We start from the raw sequence: 20,610 nt of genomic DNA, 5'->3' as shown, positions 1-20,610 counted from the left end.
TCTTTACATGTATGAAATTTCATATATATAATATTTCATATATGTTTTCTTTAGCGATAATCAAGGCCTCAATATGAATCCAGTACAGTTTTACAAATGCCTAGCTGACGAGACCCGACTGAAATGCGTACTACTTATTGAGCATGAAGATGAGCTATGTGTTTGTGAGCTAATTGAAGCCCTGCAAGAAATCCAACCTAAGATTTCCAGGCACCTCGCTCAGTTACGTCAGTGCGGTCTGCTGGTGGATCGTCGACAGGGGAAGTGGATTTTTTATCGTATTAATCCTGCACTGCCTGAGTGGAGCAAAAAAATCATCACTGAAACAACGTTAAGTAACTCAGTTTTTCTTAAGGAAAGTCTATCGAACTTAAGCGATATGGGTGATCGTCCTGAAAGAATGGCAGTTTGCTGCTAAATAACTTCAGCTATACACATATGAGAATTCATATGTTTTTTTGACTTTTAAAAAGGAAAACAACATGGGTATTTTTGAACGCTACCTCTCCCTATGGGTTGCTCTGTGCATATCTGCTGGTGTTCTTCTCGGCTATTGGATACCAGGAATTTTCTCTATCATTGCCAAGCTGGAAGTCGCCCATGTAAACCTGGTCGTTGCCGTGCTCATTTGGGTAATGATTTATCCCATGATGGTTCAAATAGATTTTTCCAAGATAAGAGATGTCGGCAATAAGCCGCGAGGCCTTGTCCTTACTCTCGTCATCAATTGGCTGATAAAACCATTTACGATGGCTGCGTTGGGATGGTTGTTTTTCAAAGTGCTATTTATTGATTATGTTGATCCCGAATCAGCGAGTGAATATATAGCAGGCATGATTTTACTGGGTGTTGCCCCTTGTACTGCGATGGTATTTGTATGGAGTCAACTGACTAAAGGTGACGCTAACTACACACTGGTACAAGTGTCTGTAAATGACATTATCATGATTTTTGCGTTTGCACCGATCACTGCTTTTTTGCTAGGCGTTAGTGACATTAGTGTTCCATGGGAAACCTTGTTGATATCGGTGGTGCTTTACGTTCTTTTACCGTTACTTGCTGGAATTATTACCCGTCATCATCTTGAGAAAAATAATGACGGTGAACAGATTAGCTCATTTCTATCCACTGCAAAGCCTTGGTCTATTGTTGGCTTATTAGGAACGGTTATTCTGTTGTTTGGCTTTCAGGCACTGAGAATTCTGGAGCAACCACTAATTATAATGTTGATAGCAATTCCATTATTAATTCAAACCTATGGGATTTTTGCAATAGCATACGGTGCAGCCAAAGTATTGAAACTGCCTTATAACATCGCGGCCCCGGCTTGCATGATCTCCACATCTAATTTTTTTGAACTCGCCGTTGCTGTGGCTATATCGCTGTTTGGCTTACATTCAGGCGCAGCGTTGGCCACAGTTGTTGGCGTATTAGTTGAAGTTCCGGTGATGCTCTCTCTCGTTTACTTTGCGAATAAGACGCAGCATTGGTTTGCTCTGAATAAATAGCATGTAGTTCCAGCTGATTGATAAGGAGTTCGTATGAAAGCAAATCGAAATGCACAGCGTGTATTCGAAGAGATGGAGTGGCAATAATGACAGCGTTTATAGGGGACTTTAAGTCATGTTAGGAATTTTTAGTGATTTTGCGAGTTGGCTTGCCTATAGCATTCTAGGGCTATCGCCTGAAACCAAATTAGGTGATGCCGTACATTTTTTTGTCGAAGATGTTAGTAAAATTTTCGTATTGCTGATTTTTATGATTTACGTGATAGCGCTTATGCGTGCCTCACTGAATGTGGAAAGAGTACGTGATTACTTAGCCAGGAAGCATCGGGGGGTGGGTTATTTGATGGGATCAAGCTTTGGTGCTATTACCCCATTTTGCTCTTGCTCTAGTATCCCTGTTTTTCTGGGTTTTACCTCTGCTGGCATTCCCGTGGGTATCACAATGGCATTCCTGATCACCTCTCCACTGATTAACGAAGTGGCAGTGCTCTTACTGATGAGCTTATTGGGCTGGAAGTTTACCGTACTCTACGTAGTTATCGGCATGTCTGTTGGAATTCTGGGGGGCTTATTTCTTGATGCGATTAAAGCCGAAAGATGGTTACAGTCCTTTGCTGCAAAAGCTCTGGAGAGAGGACAATCTCAGGAACTGACCGACTCTGTAGCTAAACCTAAAAAACTTTCAATGAAGGAACGCCATCAATTCGCAAAAACTGAATCTTTTGAAATATTTGGCCGAGTCTGGATATGGGTGATTATTGGTGTTGGTTTGGGGGCCGCTTTGCACGGTTTTGTACCCGATGGTTGGATTCAGGAACATTTAGGAGACCGCCAATGGTGGTCTGTGCCTGCGGCGGTAATGCTTGGAATACCGCTTTACTCTAATGCGACGGGTGTAATTCCCGTGATGGAGAGCCTAATCGTCAACGGCTTACCTATTGGCACAACATTAGCATTTTGTATGAGTACAGTAGCTGCCAGTTTTCCGGAATTCATTTTGCTCAAACAAGTGATGCAATGGAAACTATTAGCAACACTGTTTGCGTTACTTTTGGTTGCTTTTACCTTAGTCGGTTGGTTGTTTAATTTCTTCACTCCATTTCTATAAAGGATAAAACTATGAAAAACATACAAGTACTGGGTAGCGGTTGTGCAAAGTGCATAAAGACAGCAGAAATAATTTCCGAAACAGCTCAAGCATTATCAATCAATGTAAATGTAATAAAAGAGACTAATCCCGAAGTTATCATGGGTTATGGCGTGATGAGCACACCTGCGGTAGTGATCGATGAAAAGCTTATTCATTCCGGATCTATACCCCAGGCATCCCAAGTCAAAGAATGGTTAGGGCGGGAGTAAATTTTTCACTCTTATTCGACAGTCGGCCCCCTTAACAAGGGGGCTTCTTAAATACTAGTAGTCCTGGCACCCAGCTAACTGGCTTATAAATTCGCGCATGATAAAAGTGACAGAATATGACCCATCAACATACTCACACCACTAACTATGGTCGATTGTTCGGCCTAGGTATCGCTCTGAATATTGGCTATGTTTTGCTAGAGCTTTCGTTTGGATGGCACATTAACTCTCTCGCGTTACTGGCCGATGCTGCGCACAACGTGGGAGATGTTGCTGGTTTGTTGTTGGCGTGGATAGCTGTGGCTATGGGCAATATCAAAGCCAATCAGCGTCATACTTTTGCTTGGAAAAAAGCATCCATTCTCGCCAGTTTTTTAAATGCAGCGATTTTACTATTGGCGATGGGGGCATTGGCCTGGGAGGCTATCTCTCGATTTGGTCAAGCCCATACTGCGCAACCTGAAACCATTATTTGGGTGGCCAGTGTAGGTGTAATAATTAATGCTGTTACTGCGGGACTCTTTATAAAAGGCAGTCAGTCTGATCTGAATATTAAGGGGGCATTCTTGCATATGGCCGCTGATGCGTTGGTATCACTGGCTGTGGTTATATCTGGCATCCTTTATATCTTTTGGCCACTCTCCTGGTTAGACCCAATGATGAGTTTAATTGTCGCAATGGTAGTGGTCTTGAGCACATGGTCATTATTTAAGCGCTCCACTCACCTTTTATTTGAAGGTGTACCTGATGACATTAACCCTAAATCTGTTCGTGATGCGCTAATTGCCCATCCCCAAGTTCAACAAATCCATGACTTACATATATGGGCTATGTCTACAACTGAAAATTCTCTGAGTGTACATCTTGTTATCAATCAACCCGATGACAATTCATTTGAATTACTCGAAGAAATTAAAGAGCTAATTCGTCATCAGTTTAAAATTTCACATGTCACCATTCAGATAGAATCATTGGGTTTTGCAGAACAATGTTCTTCCTTGTCCTGTACCTTCGACCCACAACCATTATCTGGTCAAAATGCTCAAATATTGGAGATTACTTGAAAGCGGAACTAACGGCTTCGATGTCATGGCGAAGGGCCAATCTTTATGCCCAAAAGCACTGACACTGCCGCCATCATCTTAATTTAATTCACACACATTATTTTATCTGAGGTATTTATGACAATTAAAGTTGGTATTAATGGTTTTGGTCGCATGGGACGACTGTCATTTCGTGCAGCATTCGATTGGGAAGATGTGGAGTTTGTGAAAATTAATGACCCGGCGGGAGATGCCCCAACACTCGCACACCTGATTACGTTTGATTCAGTTCATGGACGTTGGCACCATGAAGCCAGTACAGAAGGTTCTGATATTATTGTTAATGGCGCACGTATTTCCTGTACTCAAAACATCGCCATTGAAGATACAGACTGGTCTGGTTGTGACGTGGTAATAGAAGCATCAGGAAAGATGAAAAAAGCAGCGTTACTTCAAGCATACCTTGATCAAGGGGTGAAGCGCGTAGTAGTAACGGCTCCCGTTAAAGAAGATGGCGTGCTTAACGTAGTAATGGGAGTTAACCATCACCTTTATGACAAGCAAGCACATCCTATTGTTACTGCTGCATCCTGTACCACTAACTGCTTAGCACCTGTTGTGAAGGTTATTCATGAAAACCTGGGGATCAAGCATGGATCAATGACAACCATTCACAACATTACAAATACTCAAACAATTCTGGACGCCCCGCATAAAGATTTGCGTCGTGCCCGTGCATGCGGTATGAGCATGATACCCACAACAACAGGATCTGCGACTGCCATAACTCATATCTTCCCTGAGTTAAAAGGTAAGCTGAATGGGCATGCAGTACGAGTTCCTCTTGCTAATGCCTCTATCACAGACTGCGTATTTGAGGTTGAGAGAGCAACCACTATTGAAGAGGTAAATCAGTTTCTGAAAAGTGCTTCTGAGAAGGAACTTGACGGTATCTTAGGTTATGAAGAAAGGCCTCTGGTTTCGATTGATTACAAAACCGATCCTCGCTCAAGCATCATTGATGCATTGTCGACCATGGTGGTTAACGGTACGCAAGTGAAGCTATACGCTTGGTATGATAACGAATGGGGATATGCCAACCGTACTGTAGAGCTTGTAAAATTTATTGGATTAATGGACCAGGAGTAATTCATGGGTGTACTGGCAGGGCTCCCCCCTCAAGTTCGACAATACTTAATAGTCACAGGTAATTATTGGGCTTTTACACTGACTGATGGTGCTTTGCGGATGCTTGTAGTACTGCATTTCCATCAATTAGGGTACAACCCGTTACAGATTGCTTTTTTATTCCTGTTCTATGAGGTTTTTGGCGTTATTACTAACCTTGTGGGGGGGTGGTTAGGAGCAAGAGTAGGTCTGACCAGAACTATGAATATTGGTCTGGCTATGCAAATTATAGCCTTATCCATGTTACTGGTGCCTGCCAGCCTGCTTACCGTCCCCTGGGTTATGGCTGCTCAAGCGTTGTCAGGTATCGCAAAAGACTTAAATAAAATGAGCGCTAAAAGCTCAATTAAATTGCTCGTACGTAAAGATGATCAAAGCACCTTATATAAGTGGGTAGCCATACTGACAGGTTCAAAAAACACGCTTAAAGGAGTGGGGTTTTTTCTGGGTGGAGCCCTCTTAACCTTTTTGGGCTTTCAAGGGGCTTTGGCAAGCATGGTGGTAGGCTTGTTTATCGTATGGATATTTAGCCTGTTGATGCTTAAAAAAGACATGGGTAAAGCTATAAGCAAACCCAAATTCAGCCAGATTTTTTCAAAAAGTTCTGCCATAAATCGTTTATCCGCTGCCCGAATGTTTCTATTTGGAGCCAGAGATGTATGGTTTGTCGTTGCCTTGCCTATTTATTTAGCGAACACTTTTCAGTGGGACCATTGGATGGTTGGAGGATTTCTAGCGATTTGGGTTATTGGCTACGGAATTATCCAGTCAATTGCCCCGTTATTAACAGGTAAAAAAACAGGCATTCCTCCTGATGGAAAAGACGCATTTATTTGGGCAATAGCTTTACTATTTATTCCGATCACAATCGGAATACTCCTACAAAATAACATATACCCTTCCATAAGCCTGATTACAGGTCTACTAATCTTTGGAGCCGTATTTGCAATCAATTCATCCATCCATAGCTACTTGATTGTTAGTTATGCAAAAGAAGATGGGGTATCACTTGATGTTGGCTTCTATTACATGGCTAATGCTATGGGAAGACTAATCGGTACTGTGTTATCGGGATATGTTTTTCAAGTTGCGGGCCTTACAATGTGTTTGTTGATTTCGGCGATGTTTATTGCAATAACATCCGTGATCTCGCTTAAGCTACCAAAACATAAAGATTTTTAGAAAAATGGGAAGGATGCGTAATGCTTGTTCTAACAGCCGGGGTTGCAGCAGACCGGAAACGGTATCGTCATGTCACTTCAAAACTGCGATCCCCCCTCACCTGCTCCACCGAAAGATTGATACATTTGTAGAAGCTAAAGGCCCCGCTTGAGTCCAGCTTGTATGAAAACTTCTTTAAACCAGTAGGGCGCATTTTTGCTGAGGGGGTACTGCATGAATAGATTCATTACACAGGCGATGCCCGCTCTCAAGCGCCATAATGACTTCCGCAACCTTGATTCAGATGCAAAATGTCATACTTGTTCTCATGTTCTCAAAGGGTCGGTGAAATCAATTTAAAAGATTGGGAGAGTATAGGAAGTATTAGTACCCACACAATTCTATTAATCTACTACAAGACCCAGGCTACAGATAAACGCGAATAATACTAGCGTCGATTTTGACGGTAGCGAAACGGCGGATAGTACTGAACAGATTATTGCTTTAATTAATTAACCAATAAAACAAGATCCCGAAATAAAACGGGTGTTTATTGAAGCTAAAAACGAAATAGCCAGTCAGTAACCTGTTTAGTTTTTTTTCTCCGTGCGTTCTATCAACTCTTCAATTTTTTGCGCGAGCACATCCCAGATAGCCATAGGTCCTGCGCTCCGGATGGAATCTTCACGCCAGTGATCCAGAGACATTCTCTTGAATTTTTCGGTGTCTTCAACCATCTTCGCTTTTTGCTCTAAATATTCATTGAGCTCGGTTTTGATATGATGATCGTCACCCAAATCTTTTGTAGCTTCGTTGGCACGAACTATGAGTTCATCAATATGTTTGCTGCGAGACTCGTACTCGCGAATGTGTTGCTCCACTAACTGTTCTTTGGTGGTCATGTTTTAGACTCCCTATGGGAACATTTTTACAATAAACCAGAAGGTACTAGTAAAATACAATCTACTAAAGATTCAGGGTGCTGGCAATCGACAAGCTATTATATTGCCATCTTAGGAAACCCTTATAAGGGACATTAATAATCAGCGGACAGCTAAAGCGACAGGCTGCTTTAGACGTTAATGACCGCCGTGGAGCGACAGCTGCCATGGTCTTTCGGGGATTCAGATGACGGAGGATGCACGCGATTGGGATTCAACAGTCACAACGCTATCCATTTTAAGACGGCAAACTTAAAAAATTTTTTAAGCGGGAATGTTTGAGGTTACGACGATAAATAGCAGTGCCACCATCTTCGTAGTATTACTACAAAAATACTGATTATGCAGACATATGTGGATTTGATGCAGTATAAGTTTGCATAAAATTGAGAGATAAAGCAGCCTGTCGAAATGTTACCTTATTTAATATTCGAATGCGTTCGATAATGAGTCTGTGCTGTAGATCAGCGACCTCTTAATAAAATCAGATCAAGCGTTTTGGCAGATCCGTGCCAAAAGCGGACTAATCTTCCTGCTGATAGGTAAGCTCTGCTTTATGTGCGTTTATGTACCGTATGGTAATCTTGGCCCTTTTGGCATATATTATGAGGCCAATGGCAACACTAATGGATTTATGTTTCATTACAAGGAAGCTAAAAATGTTTTCAAATCATAATGTTACTTCTCTTTTTTTAAATAGTTCATTTTTTCGTGTCGGCCCTCTAATAACTGTTATGAGGCCAACGGCCTCTTAAACGGGCTGTTAAATGGCACAACAAAAATCTTTACATCATTTGAGATATAAACCCCATTCCATATGGAATAATTCACCTAAAAAATAATAACTATTACCTTAAAATCGGACAATTATGGCTACAAAAACTTTTGCAACGAGAATGACTTGTTTTTCATTAGTATCGGCTATTGAAACAGATCTAAGAAATGTAATCGGAAGCATGAACTCCTCAAATAAGTTTGAGATACCTTCAGATGTTACTGAACATGCAATGCTTCGTTACAAATCTCATTTCAATGAGGAATTCAATGACGATGATTCTTTAGAAAATCTTCTTGAATTTAGCGATTTTTCAGATCTTTCAAAAATTTTGTCTAAAAATAAAATAAGACAAACTAGTTTTTCCAGTCAAGAATTGGCAGAAATAACCAATGGTCTTAACAGGCTAGTACAGGCAAGAAATAGAGTTTGTCATTCTCGGCCTTTAGAATACAACGATATAAATGAGTTGAGTGATTTTTGCACAGGCTTAATAGAGGTAGGTTCTCGGCACTGGTGGAGTAACATAAACGAAGCCTTGAACAACCTTGAAAATCCATCATTTGCACTTTCACTACAAATACCTTCATATTGGAGTAATACAAATACATCTGTCATCAATAACCTACCTCTTCCTGAGTTTGATGACACAGGTTTCCTTGGAAGAAAGGACGAAAGAAACGCCATTAAGGAATTAATATACTCACACACTCGTGTTATTTCTGTAATTGGAGAAGGCGGTGTTGGTAAGACTGCATTGGCTTTAAGATGCTTATATGATGTTTTAGAAAATTGTGAGTCCTCAAATGATAGTGCTTTTGAAATAATAATTTGGGTAACCCTTAAAGCGAACCGATTAACTTCATCTGGAGTAATTCAGCTGAGAGATGCTATTGTAAGTAGCCTTGGCTTATATCAAGATGTTGGAAAAAAATTAGGAATTAATATAGATAGTGATATAGATGATCTCCTATCAGAGATTTCTCTATACATGAAAGAGTTTAAAATACTTTTATGTATAGACAACCTAGAAACTATTGAGAAAAAAAATGTAAGGAGATTCCTTGCTGAGATACCTGAAGGATCAAAAGTTCTTATTACAACTCGAGTAGGATTAGGGGAGGTTGAATACCGTTATAAACTCGACAGCCTAGACTCAAAATCTTCTATAGATTTGATAAGAAATCTATCGAAACTTTTAAATATTGAGTCCCTAAAAAAGAAGAATAATACATTATTAAAAGAACTAGCAAGGCGACTTCATCACAACCCATTATTAATAAAATGGTACGTTTTAAGTATAGGGTCAGGCCAGACTCGTGGTGATATCTTAAACAAAGAATCTATTTCTTACCAGGATGCCTTAAAATTCTGTTTTCAAAACCTATATGAACGGCTTAGTGAAACAGAACTTGAGATAATTAAAACAATTACTTGTCTCAGGAACAGTGTCTCAGCTGTAGAGTTACGTTTTTTCCTAAGTGAGAAGAATGAGCTTGATATAGTTGAAGCTCTTCACAACTTGAATAATTCAAGCATGTTGAAATCAGAGGTTTCATCAAACAATCAGGACGATGAAATAAGGGTTTATACACTTACAAATATTGCTAATGATTATCTTACCTCAGTAGCTAAAATAGAGGACAGCTTTGTCGCAACAGTAAGGAAGAGAAATAGAGAACTTAAGCAGCACATCCAAGAAGGAATTATGGACTACAACCACTACCATTTGGATGTAACCCATATACATGCGTCAAATAAGGATGAAAAGATTTGTGCAGTATATTTAAAGAGAGCTTTAAAAACATATAGATCCAATGAGGATATTGATTCTGCTTTGGATCTTATAAAAAAAGCCAAACAAATGATGCCTGAGTTTTCTGAATGCTATCGAATAAGTGCTTATTTATTGAGCAGTAATCCTTACAAAGCTGAATCTGAGTATGAAAGCGCTATAGAATACAATCCCAAATCCATAATTGCATATTACTCATACAGCCAGTTTTTGATGAAACAAGAAGAATACCCTCTTGCATTAATTCAGATAAACAACGCTATAGAGCTAAACTCTAGTGACAACGTACTTTTATCATTTAAAGCACTAATTCAAACACGAACAGGTGAGTATGCTGATGCTATCTATCTCTACGAGCGTATATTTCCTGAGCAAAGTATTAGCCAACACAGAAAATTCAGAATAAGCACTTATCAACAAATAATCGATTGCTACAAGCGATATGCAGGAAGGTTGATAGCTGACAACGATTATCCAGAAGCTGAAGCTAAACTTACTCGTGCACTGGAAATTTTCAGCAATGCATTCAATACATCAAATTTTGATGAAAGGATGTTGTCATTTTACTGCAAATTGCTATGCGAAATCGATAAAATTGACTGTTTCAATCATAATGTAAAACTCGGTTGTATGGCCATAAGCGCCATTGAACCTTTTATTAATTCACTCAGTGTCTACCATAAAATAAAACTTTCTAATGAAATAAAGATAGCTTCGGATAGAATAAATTCTGAAAACAAAGATAAGTGGTTAGATATTGCATCTCAGATGAGTGACAGTACAGATGATATAGGTGGCTTCGAACACGGCGTAATCAAAGAATTAAACTGTAAAGCAGCTAACAATGTTTCATTTGGTTTTATAGCTGGTGATGACGGTACAGATTATTTCTTCCATCGAGGAGAAATCATGCCACCAAGTTTATTAGATAATATGAGTGACTATCGAGACACCAGAGTTGCTTTTATATCAAGTGTTGAACCAAGAGGCCCATCTGCTAAGAAAGTTCATCTAATCTAGTTGCTTTGCAATTCATAAATATACATACGTGCATGTGCCATTTAACATGTGCATCCAGGTGACGCCTTCGGCGCACCTGATGCAGGCGTTAATGTCAGCTTGGGGTCGCTTGCGACCTAACCTCCTCGGAGTCGAGTCAATCGTTTGGGCAGGCTGGTGCCAAATATAGCGGGCGTTATGTGTCCTATCAGGAAACCCAATGGAAAAATACTTAGACGAAACCGAACTTCTTGATCTCAGTCATTCCCTCATTGAAGAGTTGGTCAATAACCAGCAGTGGCAAGGTTTAACAGAGTACGAGAAGATTGGTTCTATTTATCATTTTGTTCAAAACGATATTGTTTTTGGCTACAACGAGTCTGATAAAATTACAGCATCAAAAGTCCTGATGGATGGTTACGGTCAATGTAATACAAAAAGCACCCTGCTTATGGCATTGCTTAGAACCGTTGGTATTCCATGTCGCTTTCATGGCTTTACAATTGACAAGCAATTACAAAAAGGGGCAATTACAGGCCTGCCCTATTTGATGGCCCCAAACAGTATTATCCATAGTTGGGTGGAAATATATCATCAAGAAAAATGGTTGAACTTAGAGGGCTTTATTCTGGATAAAAATTATTCGAACAAACTTCAATGTATTTTTCCAGATGCTACAGGATCCTTTTGTGGATATGGAGTGGCCACTTCTGACTTTAAAAATCCGAAAATAGACTGGAATGGATCTGACACTTATATTCAAAAAGAAGGTATAAACCATGACTTTGGAGTGTTTGATAACCCCGATTCCTTTTATAAAAAACATGGATCCAATTTAAGTGGTATCAAAGCTTTCCTATATAAATATGTAGTAAGAAAACTTATGAATTTGAATGTATCGAAAATCAGAGATGCGAAAATCACATAACCAAACGTTGCAACCGACCGCGATACGCTGTGCTTCACTCGGCTTTTGAATGCGACGTTAATGTCTGCTTGGGGTCGACAGCTGCCATGGTCTTCCGCTCGCTCAACGATCACTTTCGGGGATTTAAATGATTGGAGATGAACGCACTTGGGATTCAACGGTCATAACGCTATCCATTTTAAGACTGGCAAACTTAAAAAGGTTTTTTACGCGGGAATGTTTAAGATTACGTCGATACATAGCATTGCCACCATCTTCGTAGTATTACTACAAAAATATACCTTATGAAGGCTTTTTGTGCAAATTATGCAAACTTATATGGATTTTATGCAAACTTATGTGGATTTTATGCAGACTTATGCTGGAAACGACAAAAGACTTAAATCTATGGTGATAGCTCCACCAGCCACATCCCGGCACACGAATCGACCGCTGTGGCTGCTCCCTTCCAGGCCTGACCAGATTCACGGTTTATCATTGCGAGAGGACCGGCAGAGCTACCATAGCAGGCCGTTCTTCCTGTTCTTTGCAGAACAGGCGCGCAGTATACCAGCCTGTTTTTGTATTGCAAAATAAAGTCGTGTTTTTCCAATATTTCTGATTTCTATCTCACACTTTGTATACAGAGTGCTGCCCGGCTTGCTGCAATATTGCATTTTTTATCCAGCGATGCATCCCATCGTGGTGATCTCTGGCGTGCCAATACAGGTAGAAAGGTAAGGGATCTGCTTTTAATTCTGGCGGCAATGCACAAGTCACGACCGCCCTGCCTAATGAAATTTTCTGGATGAGGTTTATCGGCAGCATAAAGATCAGGTCTGTTTTTTCACAAAAGTCGGCTACCGACATAAAACTACTTAAGCGTAATACCGTATTACGCTTTTTTCCCATCTCCCGCAGGCGGCTATCCATCATAGCGGGCCCCTTTCCGGTAATCGAGATGAACCCATGCCGGGCGGCCAGGTATGCATCCAGCGTTATTGGGTTGTCTGCCAACGGGTGATGCGTCCCCATCATCAGCGCGGTATCAGTCATATCCAGTATGGCTCTATGAAATTGATCTTCCGCTGTCTGCGGAGCAACACCGGAAATGGCAAAGTGGATATCACCTCGTGAGAGCATCTCAAAATAGTCGGCCGGCCTTGAATCAAGCTCTACCTGCATTTCGGGCGCTTCTTGTCTCATAATCGCGAGCAGATCGGGTACATACAGCGCTGTTTCCAGATCGGGTCCGGCAATTTTGACGGTCTGTTTGGATGTTTTCGGGCTGAATTCAGTTTCAGAGATGATCTGGCTAACACTATGTAAGAGGCTTTTCAGATCACCGATAATCTGCCCTGCCCGCACGGATAAGTCATAGCCTTCAGCACTTCTTACCAACAATGGATCAGCAAACGTAGTGCGTAGCCTTTGTAACGCCCTGCTGACAGCAGGCTGGCTCATATGCAATCGCTCTGCAGCTTTAGTTACCTGCTTTTCTTCGAGCAATGCTTCCAACACCACTAAAAGATTTAGATCAACCGACCTTAAATTCACTTTACGCATAGCAAGCATCACCATAATGCATTAGATGAATTCATTATGTGCCATTACACTCTGTCCATCAAAAGCTTATTAATAAAGATCGACAATAAGCACGATATACAGAACTTAAGTCACCTATGAGAGTCCGACTATTGCTAACGGACAGTATAATTTTTTATCAACAAGGATTAAGAAAAAATGGCGCTAGTCAAAGGGTTACGCAATCAATCAAACTATTATGGCTGGGGTGCTATCGTACTTCATTGGTTGATTGCACTGGCTATCTTCGGCATGTATCCGCTGGGTTTATATATTGATTCGCTGACATACTACGATCCGGAATATCAAATAGTGCCCAACTGGCATAAGAGTATCGGTATTCTGATTGCTATTACTTTGGCTATCCGACTTGTTTGGCGAGCGATCAACCCCCAACCTGCACCTATCAGCTCCCACTCAGCACTCATCAAACTGCTGTTAAAATTGGGGCATATCGGTTTGTACCTCTTGCTGATGGCTGTTTTAGTCTCGGGTTATCTTATTTCTACCGCTGATGGCCGCGCTATCAGCGTCTTCAACTGGTTTAACGTACCGGCTTTACCTGAACTTGTTGAAAATCAGGAAGATGTTGCCGGTGAGATCCACTTCATTGTGGCGACATCACTTATTTCCTTAGCGGCTTTACATGCTATCGCTGCTCTTAAACATCACTTTATCGATAAAGACTCAACACTCAAAAGAATGTTGGGCACCAAGGAGAATTCATGAACACATTTCTAAAAACTTCAGTCGCGCTGGGTAGCTTAGTACTCGCTTCTTCACCTTTGTATGCCGCTGATTACGTGATTGACACTAAAGGCGCGCATGCATCTATCGAGTTTCGTATTAGTCATTTAGGTATTGGCTTCGTAACCGGTCGCTTCAATAAATTTGAAGGCCAGTTCAGCTATGATGCAGAGCAGCCAAACGACTCCAGTATTACTGTTGATATTGATACATCGAGTATCGATTCTAATCACGCTGAGCGCGATAAGCACATTCGTAGTGGTGACTTCCTGGATGTTAAAACATACCCGACCGCTAAATTTGTTAGCACCCAATACAGTGACAACGGTGACGGCTCGGCTACCCTGACTGGCGACCTGACACTGCATGGCGTAACTAAGCCTGTTGTCATTGATGTTAGTAAAATAGGTGAAGGCAACGATCCCTGGGGTGGTTTCCGTGTAGGCTTTGAAGGTTCTACCGAGATAAAAATGAAAGATTTTGGTATCGACTACAATTTAGGTCCTGCAGCTGAAACAATGTATCTGGATCTAACTCTTGAGGGCGTTAAACAGTAATCATTCCTTCAATGTAACACGGCTCCAATTTAAAAATGGCTTCGATATGAAAAAGGCACCTGCGGTATAACCGTCAGGTGCCTTTTTTTCATCCGGTGAATACCGGTAGTCAAGCCGCCTTACGTCAGGCAACCGTTATCTTTTTTACAGAGCGGCTAAAATCGATTCGGCCTTGCTCACTTCAAACTGCTTTGGTGCTTCTACATTTAGCTGCTTTACAACACCGTCATTGATAATCATGGCATATCGCTGCGAGCGCATTCCGCCGAAATCACCTGTTTCCATCTCAAGCCCGAGTGCTTTGGTAAACGCACCACCACCATCCGCCAGCATCGTTATCTCTTCTGCGTTTTGCTGCTCGCCCCAGGCGCGCATAACAAACGCATCATTCACAGAGATACAGGCGATCATATCCACACCCTTCGCTTTGATCTCATCAGCAAGAACAACAAACCCTGGTAGGTGATGTGCCGAGCACGTCGGCGTAAAAGCCCCTGGCACAGCAAACAAAACAACTTTTTTTCCGGCGAAAAGCGTATCCGCCATCACTGTTTCCTGACCTTCCTTTGTCACCAGCGTCAAAGCGACGGCTGGAATTGAGCTTCCTAATTGAATCATGACAACCTCCACAAAGTGTGACGTTCATTTTAATCAGATTTCACTGAAACGAACAGCATTAAAAACCAGGGTTTTCACCTACTCATAGCGTTTACCGTCCAGCTCAACCCACCCACCCACATGTCGCTTTGCCGGATCATGGTGTGTCCAATGCACTACACCACCTTTCTCATTCCACTCATATTCACCCTTAAAACGGATAACATCACCCGATTTTAAGCGGCTAACGCGGGGAGCCAAATCAATATTGTGTGCTATCAGGACCGTTAACCCTGAATTTAGCTCCACCAGAAAGCGCTGATGTTGCGATCCTTTGGTATCGTCCGGGAGAACCTTAATAACGCGCCCTTCTTCTTCAACAATCAGATCACTTTGCCGATTACTGAAAGCTTCATCTATTTGGCTTAACGGTCCACTCTCAATCGATGCCGGTGATGTTGATTCAAAAGTTGCTACACTGTTTTGTGGGGTTTGGCTGCCCGATTGATACTCATTCGCAATCCACACAAGCCCCAACACAATAATCAGCAGAATCCGCGACTTAGGACTCATCGGTATTTTCACACGCTTTTCCTTTTTTAACGCAGGTGCACGCCCTATTGCAGCCGAATTCACCTGTAAATTGATAGTATGGGTTTGACTAATGCCCTGATTTTAATAACCTATAAAGCTAAGTAACAGCGTTATCCCAAAAAACACTGATACTGATAGTGTTGTAATTAAGGAGATATTCAATGCACAACCCTATCACAGCCATTATTCTGGCTTCGCTGAAAAAGCACCCGGCCGGTTTGAGTGAGTTCACCTTGATTCAGGCCATTGAAGCAGCGGGGATTTTTGATGCACTGGATTCACAAGCAGATGTCGCCCTGTTTCAAAAACACTTTCTGACCATGAATGCACTTTATCACTTACAAATTACCTTATGGGAAGAGGAAGCTCTTTACCTGTCGATCTCAGCACTGGATATTCATCTTGACCCTTGTAGCGAAGCGCCCTGCAGCAAAGCGCTTCATTGCGACAAAAAAGCGACAACACTGCCCGAACAAAGCCGCAATGAAGCGCTAAAATCCTATTACCTTGACTGGTCGCACTATAACGAAGCAGATGAAGCATCGGTGATTCGCTTACTCAACAGCTTTTGGCAACGCTTTTTAAACCCAGAACAGCGCCAACAAGCCCTCGATATTTTAGAAATAGCGGAGCAAGTCCCGGACCAAGCTACGATTAGACGGCAATTCCGCCAACTGGCTGCCAAACACCACCCGGATAAGGGCGGAGATTCAGCCAGTTTTATTGCAATCAGGGAAGCCTATGAGGTGCTACAGGAGACTGATCTTACCTGATCTGCATTAATCATCGAGGCGGATGCGCTCAAAACGCGCGAAACGGGGTATGCCGTTACGTGTTTTACCGTTGTACCGGTATGTAATCATTGTTCCCATCTGCGGCGGTGCTTTTCGCTCGGCATCCGTAAAGCCACTGCCGACTTTGAACTGGACTCCTGCGCTATTTTCAACCAGTAGCGCCCCTAGCATGCCCTGATACTTTCCTTTTCCGGGTAAGATAGCGACCACCCGGGCCTCTGCATCTTCATAACCTTTTAGCTTGAGCAGATCATGGCTACGTCCGGCCTGATAGAGCCCTTCACTACGATACAGCATCACGCCCTCGGCTCCTTGTTCTGTCCAGTCAGCAAGTTGTTGCAAAAGCGCCTGATGTGAAACAAACGGAAAGAGTGCAACGGCCTGAATATGTGGTTGCCCGATTGAAGTAACCCATTTTTCCAGCATTGTTCTGCGCTGCCCGAATGTACCGGGGTAGTGTGGCAGGTCAAACAGATAAAAGCGGACTTGTCGCCAGCGGCTCTCATCCGCCTGTTGTTGTCGCACCACACCCGAGAGGTGATCAAATTTTTGCCGCCCGATCCATAACTCGCCTTCAATGGCAAAGTCAGGCAACGCTCGGGTAAACCATTCTGGCGCATGAATAGGATTACCCTGACGCGTTAACAGTTGCCGGCCATCCCAGTAACCTCTGACGCCATCCAGCTTTTCAGCATACCAATAACCTTTTAAGTCGATATTAAGGTCGGCATGATCGAGACTCCCGGCTAGCTGTAACGCCGGAAGCTTGTCGGTGTTAGCGACAGCCAGACCGCTGCTGCTCAGTAAACACCCCGCCAATCCCCCCAGAAAAGCCCAGGCGGTCAGCGAAGAAGTGGTGTAATAGAGATGTGGAGCGTATTTATTGCGCAGATAAGTCATAAAACCATCCTTGGTTATCTATCTTCAGTGTTTACTTACTATAGAGCAAAACTGATTCTCTAGTGCCCACTCTTGGATAATCGTTGAATTACTATTAAATACCTCTACTAGAAAAGGCTATATAAGCACCTACTTTAGAACAGTTTTTTGGATAAATAGTTGCAGCGCTCGCTTGACCATGCAAGCCTCGAACCTCAACTTTCTCGGGGAAAAATAATGCGTGCTTATCAAGTAACAACAGCCGATGGTATTGATGCAATCCAACAAGTAGAAATCGATATTCCTACACTTGCTGCTGATGAAATCCTAGTAAAGATGAAAGCTTGTTCACTCAATTATCGTGACATTCTAATCACCATGGGAGGATATGTCAGAAATGACATACGTCCCATCATTCCGTTATCTGATGGGGCCGGTGAAGTAGTCAGCGTAGGTTCGTCAGTTGTTGGCTTTACACCCGGTGATCGGGTCATTGGTAACTTTTTTCAAGAATGGAAAGAAGGCAAGATTGATGATGCCGGACTTAACTCAGCGATGGGAGGAAGCATAAATGGTGTGCTCGCTGATTACTTTATTCTAAAAGCAGATTGCAGTGTAAAAATACCTGATTACCTGTCATATGCCGAAGCAGCGACGTTACCTTGTGCAGCAACCACGGCATGGCACGCGCTTGTCTGTGTGGGTGAATTAAAACCAGATGACACTATTCTGTTACTTGGAACAGGCGGCGTCTCCATCTTTGGCTTGCAGATTGCTAAAGCGCTCGGCGCCAAAACAATTATCACCTCATCCAGCGATGAAAAATTAGAACGTGCGCGCACATTAGGTGCAGACCATACTATTAACTATAAAACCCATCCTGACTGGGAAGAAGAAGTCCTTAAAATTACTAACGGAGAAGGTGTAAATAATGTTCTGGAGGTTGGCGGCGCTGGCACTTTTGAGAAATCCTCAAGCTGCGTAAAACCAAACGGAACAATATCGCTTATAGGCATTCTTACCGGGCTAGAAAGCCCCTCTATGAGCTTAATGACTATTTTCAACCTATTACGGATTCAAGGTATTTATGTCGGTAGTACAGAGATGCTTGAACAGCTAACCTCCACAATGGAAGCTCATCAAATTCATCCTCAAATTGATATAACATTCCCTTTTTCACAGGCGATTGACGCTTATCAATGGATGGCTCAGGCTAAACATTTCGGCAAAGTTGTCATCGAAAGCGAAGACTAATTTAACCCCCTGGGGAAGCTGACTACCCCGAGCTTCCCTGCCATAACTGTTTTTTACCCTCGTCGATCAACCGATTAATGCCTTAACAGGCAGCGTTGTTAGCAGACCAGATAAATCATAAAACCATCCCTGGTTAACTCTCTGTAGTGTTTATTTCCTAGAGAGCAGATAGGTTATTTTCTCTTTCTTAACTGCTTTTTTTATGGCTACTTACGCCATAAAACAGAGCAAACAGCACAGGCACAACAAACAGGGTCAATATAGTAGCAAAGCCCAGACCGAACATAATAGTCACGGCCATGGGTTCAAAAAACACGTCACTCAATAAAGGAATCATGCCTAAAATCGTTGTCAGCGCGGCCATGGCTACCGGTCTGACACGACTCACCGCGGCATCTTGTATGGCTAATAACCAAGGGGCAGATTCTTCCTCTTCAAGACGTTTAATCTCCTCTACCAAGACGATACCGTTTTTAATCTGCATTCCCACCAGACTAAGAATCGCCAACAAGGCAGTAAAGCTGAACGGAGCCCCCATGATGATTAATCCCCAAGTGACGCCAATAATCGCCAAAGGCACCGTCAGCCACACGGCTAAGGTCTGCTTCATGGAATTAAACATGAAAACCGTGATAATAAACATCACCAATATCCCTAAAGGAAACGGTGTGAACACGGCTTTATTGGCTTTTTGCTGAGCTTCAAACTCGCCTCCCCATTCAAGCTCATATCCCGCCGGCAGTGGTATCGCTTCAACTTTATCTTTTAACTTACTCAACAAATCCGCGGCAGTGATACCACTTTCAAGATCCGGATCGGCCATCACCGAGAGCGTTCGCTTGCGGTCACGGCGTTTTATCAGGGGGTCTTCCCACGCAATGTCAAAGCGGTTTACCACCTGGCCGATACTCACATAAGCCCCTTTAACCGGACTATAGAGTTGCAGGTTTTTCAGTGCATCAACCCCCTGCTGCTCAGACTCCGGCGATTGCAACCTAATCGGTAGCAACTGCGAACCATCACGATAGATGCCAACCTGCAGTCCATTGACATGCATTTTGATCGCCTGATTAAGATCAGTCTCGCTGATACCCAGGCGTCGACCTTCTGCATCATCATAGACAGGCCGCAAAACCTTAGTCCGCGAACGCCAGTCCTGATCGACATTAACCGCCTCTGGTTCAGCATTGAAAACGGCTGTCACCTGAGACGCCAGCTCACGTAGCTGATCCGGGTCAGATCCGATCAAACGCGCCTCAATTTTTGCTTTTGTCGAAGGTCCTATCGATACGCGGGTAAATTTAGTAAATGCCTGCGGATACTCTTCCTGCAAGATCGTCTTTATTTGCGATATGGCAGGCTCAAGGTCCTCAAAGCTGTCGGTCTGTAAAATAATTTGACCATAACTGGCAAAGCTCCATTCCTGACTGTAGGTCAACATAAACCGATCAGCACCACGACCAATAGTGCTCACGACTTTATCAATATTGGGCAGCCTCATAATTTGCTGTTCAAGCTGCTTTAAATCCGCTTCGGTTGCACGTATATCACTGCCTTGGGGCAACCAATAATCCACTTGTACCATCGGCAGAGAGGTCGACGGAAAAAAGCCCTGTTTTACATATTTAAAGCCGTATACCGACCCCATCAGGATCACCAGCATGACTAACAGGGTTGTCCAGCGAAAGCGCAGCGATACATTCAGCAGCGCACGATAAACCTGATAAACCACACCCTTGTAAGGATCGAATGAAGCTGACTCATCGGTATCTGACTCATCCGTATGTAACATGGGTTTATCTTTAAAGATCAGATAACAAAAGAAGGGGGTGATGGTAATCGCCAGAACCCAACTCAGCAGTAACGAGATAAACAGCACCCAAAACAAACTATTGGTGAACTCGCCGCTGGCATCGGGCGATAAGCCG

Annotated in this window: 19 protein-coding genes and 1 other RNA gene; 13 read left to right on the top strand and 7 right to left on the bottom strand. The window is 42.6% G+C overall.

All coding sequences use genetic code 11. The features are described from left to right. The first annotated feature begins 73 nt into the window (after window positions 1-73). From ABY436_RS12400 to arsJ, 7 genes are all read left to right on the top strand, one after another. Window positions 74-418, top strand: a complete 345-nt coding sequence (locus ABY436_RS12400) for a metalloregulator ArsR/SmtB family transcription factor (protein WP_372739281.1) — start codon at window positions 74-76, stop codon at window positions 416-418. Between the two features lie 64 nt (window positions 419-482). Next, entirely contained in the window at window positions 483-1,508 is a 1,026-nt protein-coding gene (gene arsB, locus ABY436_RS12395; protein WP_372739280.1) for an ACR3 family arsenite efflux transporter, read from the top strand. Between the two features lie 115 nt (window positions 1,509-1,623). Continuing rightward, window positions 1,624-2,616: a permease gene (locus tag ABY436_RS12390; protein ID WP_372739279.1), complete on the top strand. Its 993-nt coding sequence runs from the start codon at window positions 1,624-1,626 to the stop codon at window positions 2,614-2,616. 11 nt (window positions 2,617-2,627) lie between these two features. Next, entirely contained in the window at window positions 2,628-2,867 is a 240-nt protein-coding gene (locus ABY436_RS12385; protein WP_372739278.1) for a thioredoxin family protein, read from the top strand. A 116-nt stretch (window positions 2,868-2,983) separates the two neighbouring features. After that, the gene (locus ABY436_RS12380) at window positions 2,984-3,931 is read left to right on the top strand and encodes a cation diffusion facilitator family transporter (protein WP_372739277.1); all 948 of its coding nucleotides are present in this window, start codon (window positions 2,984-2,986) and stop codon (window positions 3,929-3,931) included. A gap of 117 nt (window positions 3,932-4,048) precedes the next feature. Then, complete coding sequence (locus tag ABY436_RS12375) at window positions 4,049-5,059, top strand: ArsJ-associated glyceraldehyde-3-phosphate dehydrogenase (RefSeq protein WP_372739276.1); 1,011 nt, start codon at window positions 4,049-4,051, stop codon at window positions 5,057-5,059. Window positions 5,060-5,062: 3 nt separating this feature from the next. Beyond that, a complete protein-coding gene (gene arsJ, locus ABY436_RS12370) occupies window positions 5,063-6,280 on the top strand; it encodes an organoarsenical effux MFS transporter ArsJ (RefSeq protein ID WP_372739275.1) in 1,218 nt (405 codons plus the stop codon). Window positions 6,281-6,849: 569 nt separating this feature from the next. Here the strand turns inward: arsJ and ABY436_RS12365 are convergent. After that, window positions 6,850-7,161 carry a hypothetical protein gene (locus ABY436_RS12365; RefSeq protein ID WP_372739274.1) on the bottom strand — a complete coding sequence of 104 codons (312 nt, stop codon included), beginning with the start codon at window positions 7,159-7,161 and terminating at the stop codon, window positions 6,850-6,852. Window positions 7,162-8,069: 908 nt separating this feature from the next. Between ABY436_RS12365 and ABY436_RS12360 the strand changes: the two genes are divergently transcribed. Together ABY436_RS12360 and ABY436_RS12355 are read left to right on the top strand one after the other, a co-directional pair. Continuing rightward, window positions 8,070-10,790, top strand: a complete 2,721-nt coding sequence (locus ABY436_RS12360; protein ID WP_372739273.1) for an NB-ARC domain-containing protein — start codon at window positions 8,070-8,072, stop codon at window positions 10,788-10,790. A 199-nt stretch (window positions 10,791-10,989) separates the two neighbouring features. Further along, on the top strand, window positions 10,990-11,697 hold the full coding sequence (locus ABY436_RS12355) for a transglutaminase family protein (protein ID WP_372739272.1): 708 nt from the start codon (window positions 10,990-10,992) through the stop codon (window positions 11,695-11,697). A gap of 397 nt (window positions 11,698-12,094) precedes the next feature. Here the strand turns inward: ABY436_RS12355 and ffs are convergent. Next, an RNA gene (gene ffs, locus ABY436_RS12350) (signal recognition particle sRNA small type) lies at window positions 12,095-12,191 on the bottom strand. Between the two features lie 115 nt (window positions 12,192-12,306). Next, complete coding sequence (locus ABY436_RS12345) at window positions 12,307-13,242, bottom strand: LysR family transcriptional regulator (RefSeq protein ID WP_372739271.1); 936 nt, start codon at window positions 13,240-13,242, stop codon at window positions 12,307-12,309. A 177-nt stretch (window positions 13,243-13,419) separates the two neighbouring features. On the opposite strand from ABY436_RS12345, the gene ABY436_RS12340 reads away from it, so the two are divergent. Further along, a complete protein-coding gene (locus ABY436_RS12340; RefSeq protein WP_372739270.1) occupies window positions 13,420-13,989 on the top strand; it encodes a cytochrome b in 570 nt (189 codons plus the stop codon). Beyond that, the gene (locus tag ABY436_RS12335; RefSeq protein ID WP_372739269.1) at window positions 13,986-14,564 is read left to right on the top strand and encodes a YceI family protein; all 579 of its coding nucleotides are present in this window, start codon (window positions 13,986-13,988) and stop codon (window positions 14,562-14,564) included. The genes ABY436_RS12340 and ABY436_RS12335 overlap by 4 nt, the downstream gene beginning before the upstream one ends. A gap of 144 nt (window positions 14,565-14,708) precedes the next feature. Here ABY436_RS12335 and ABY436_RS12330 read toward each other — a convergent pair whose 3' ends face one another. Together ABY436_RS12330 and ABY436_RS12325 are read right to left on the bottom strand one after the other, a co-directional pair. Beyond that, entirely contained in the window at window positions 14,709-15,182 is a 474-nt protein-coding gene (locus ABY436_RS12330; protein WP_372739268.1) for a peroxiredoxin, read from the bottom strand. Between the two features lie 78 nt (window positions 15,183-15,260). After that, entirely contained in the window at window positions 15,261-15,746 is a 486-nt protein-coding gene (locus ABY436_RS12325) for a DUF3465 domain-containing protein (protein WP_372739267.1), read from the bottom strand. Window positions 15,747-15,916: 170 nt separating this feature from the next. On the opposite strand from ABY436_RS12325, the gene ABY436_RS12320 reads away from it, so the two are divergent. Next, on the top strand, window positions 15,917-16,528 hold the full coding sequence (locus ABY436_RS12320) for a DNA-J related domain-containing protein (RefSeq protein WP_372739266.1): 612 nt from the start codon (window positions 15,917-15,919) through the stop codon (window positions 16,526-16,528). A 6-nt stretch (window positions 16,529-16,534) separates the two neighbouring features. Here ABY436_RS12320 and ABY436_RS12315 read toward each other — a convergent pair whose 3' ends face one another. Further along, entirely contained in the window at window positions 16,535-17,449 is a 915-nt protein-coding gene (locus ABY436_RS12315) for a DNA ligase (RefSeq protein WP_372739265.1), read from the bottom strand. Between the two features lie 216 nt (window positions 17,450-17,665). Here ABY436_RS12315 and ABY436_RS12310 point away from each other — a divergent pair, with 216 nt between their 5' ends. Continuing rightward, entirely contained in the window at window positions 17,666-18,682 is a 1,017-nt protein-coding gene (locus ABY436_RS12310; RefSeq protein WP_372739264.1) for an NAD(P)-dependent alcohol dehydrogenase, read from the top strand. Between the two features lie 187 nt (window positions 18,683-18,869). On the opposite strand, the gene ABY436_RS12305 is transcribed toward ABY436_RS12310, so the two are convergent. Further along, window positions 18,870-20,610, bottom strand: a 1,741-nt coding sequence (locus ABY436_RS12305) for an efflux RND transporter permease subunit (protein WP_372739263.1), incomplete at its 5' end; no start/stop codon positions are given.

This window comes from Neptunomonas sp. (assembly GCF_041601355.1).
Taxonomy (GTDB): Bacteria; Pseudomonadota; Gammaproteobacteria; order Pseudomonadales; family Balneatricaceae; genus Neptunomonas.
The sequence above is the reverse complement of the archived record's forward strand: the minus strand, read 5'-3'. Positions and strand labels throughout refer to the sequence as shown.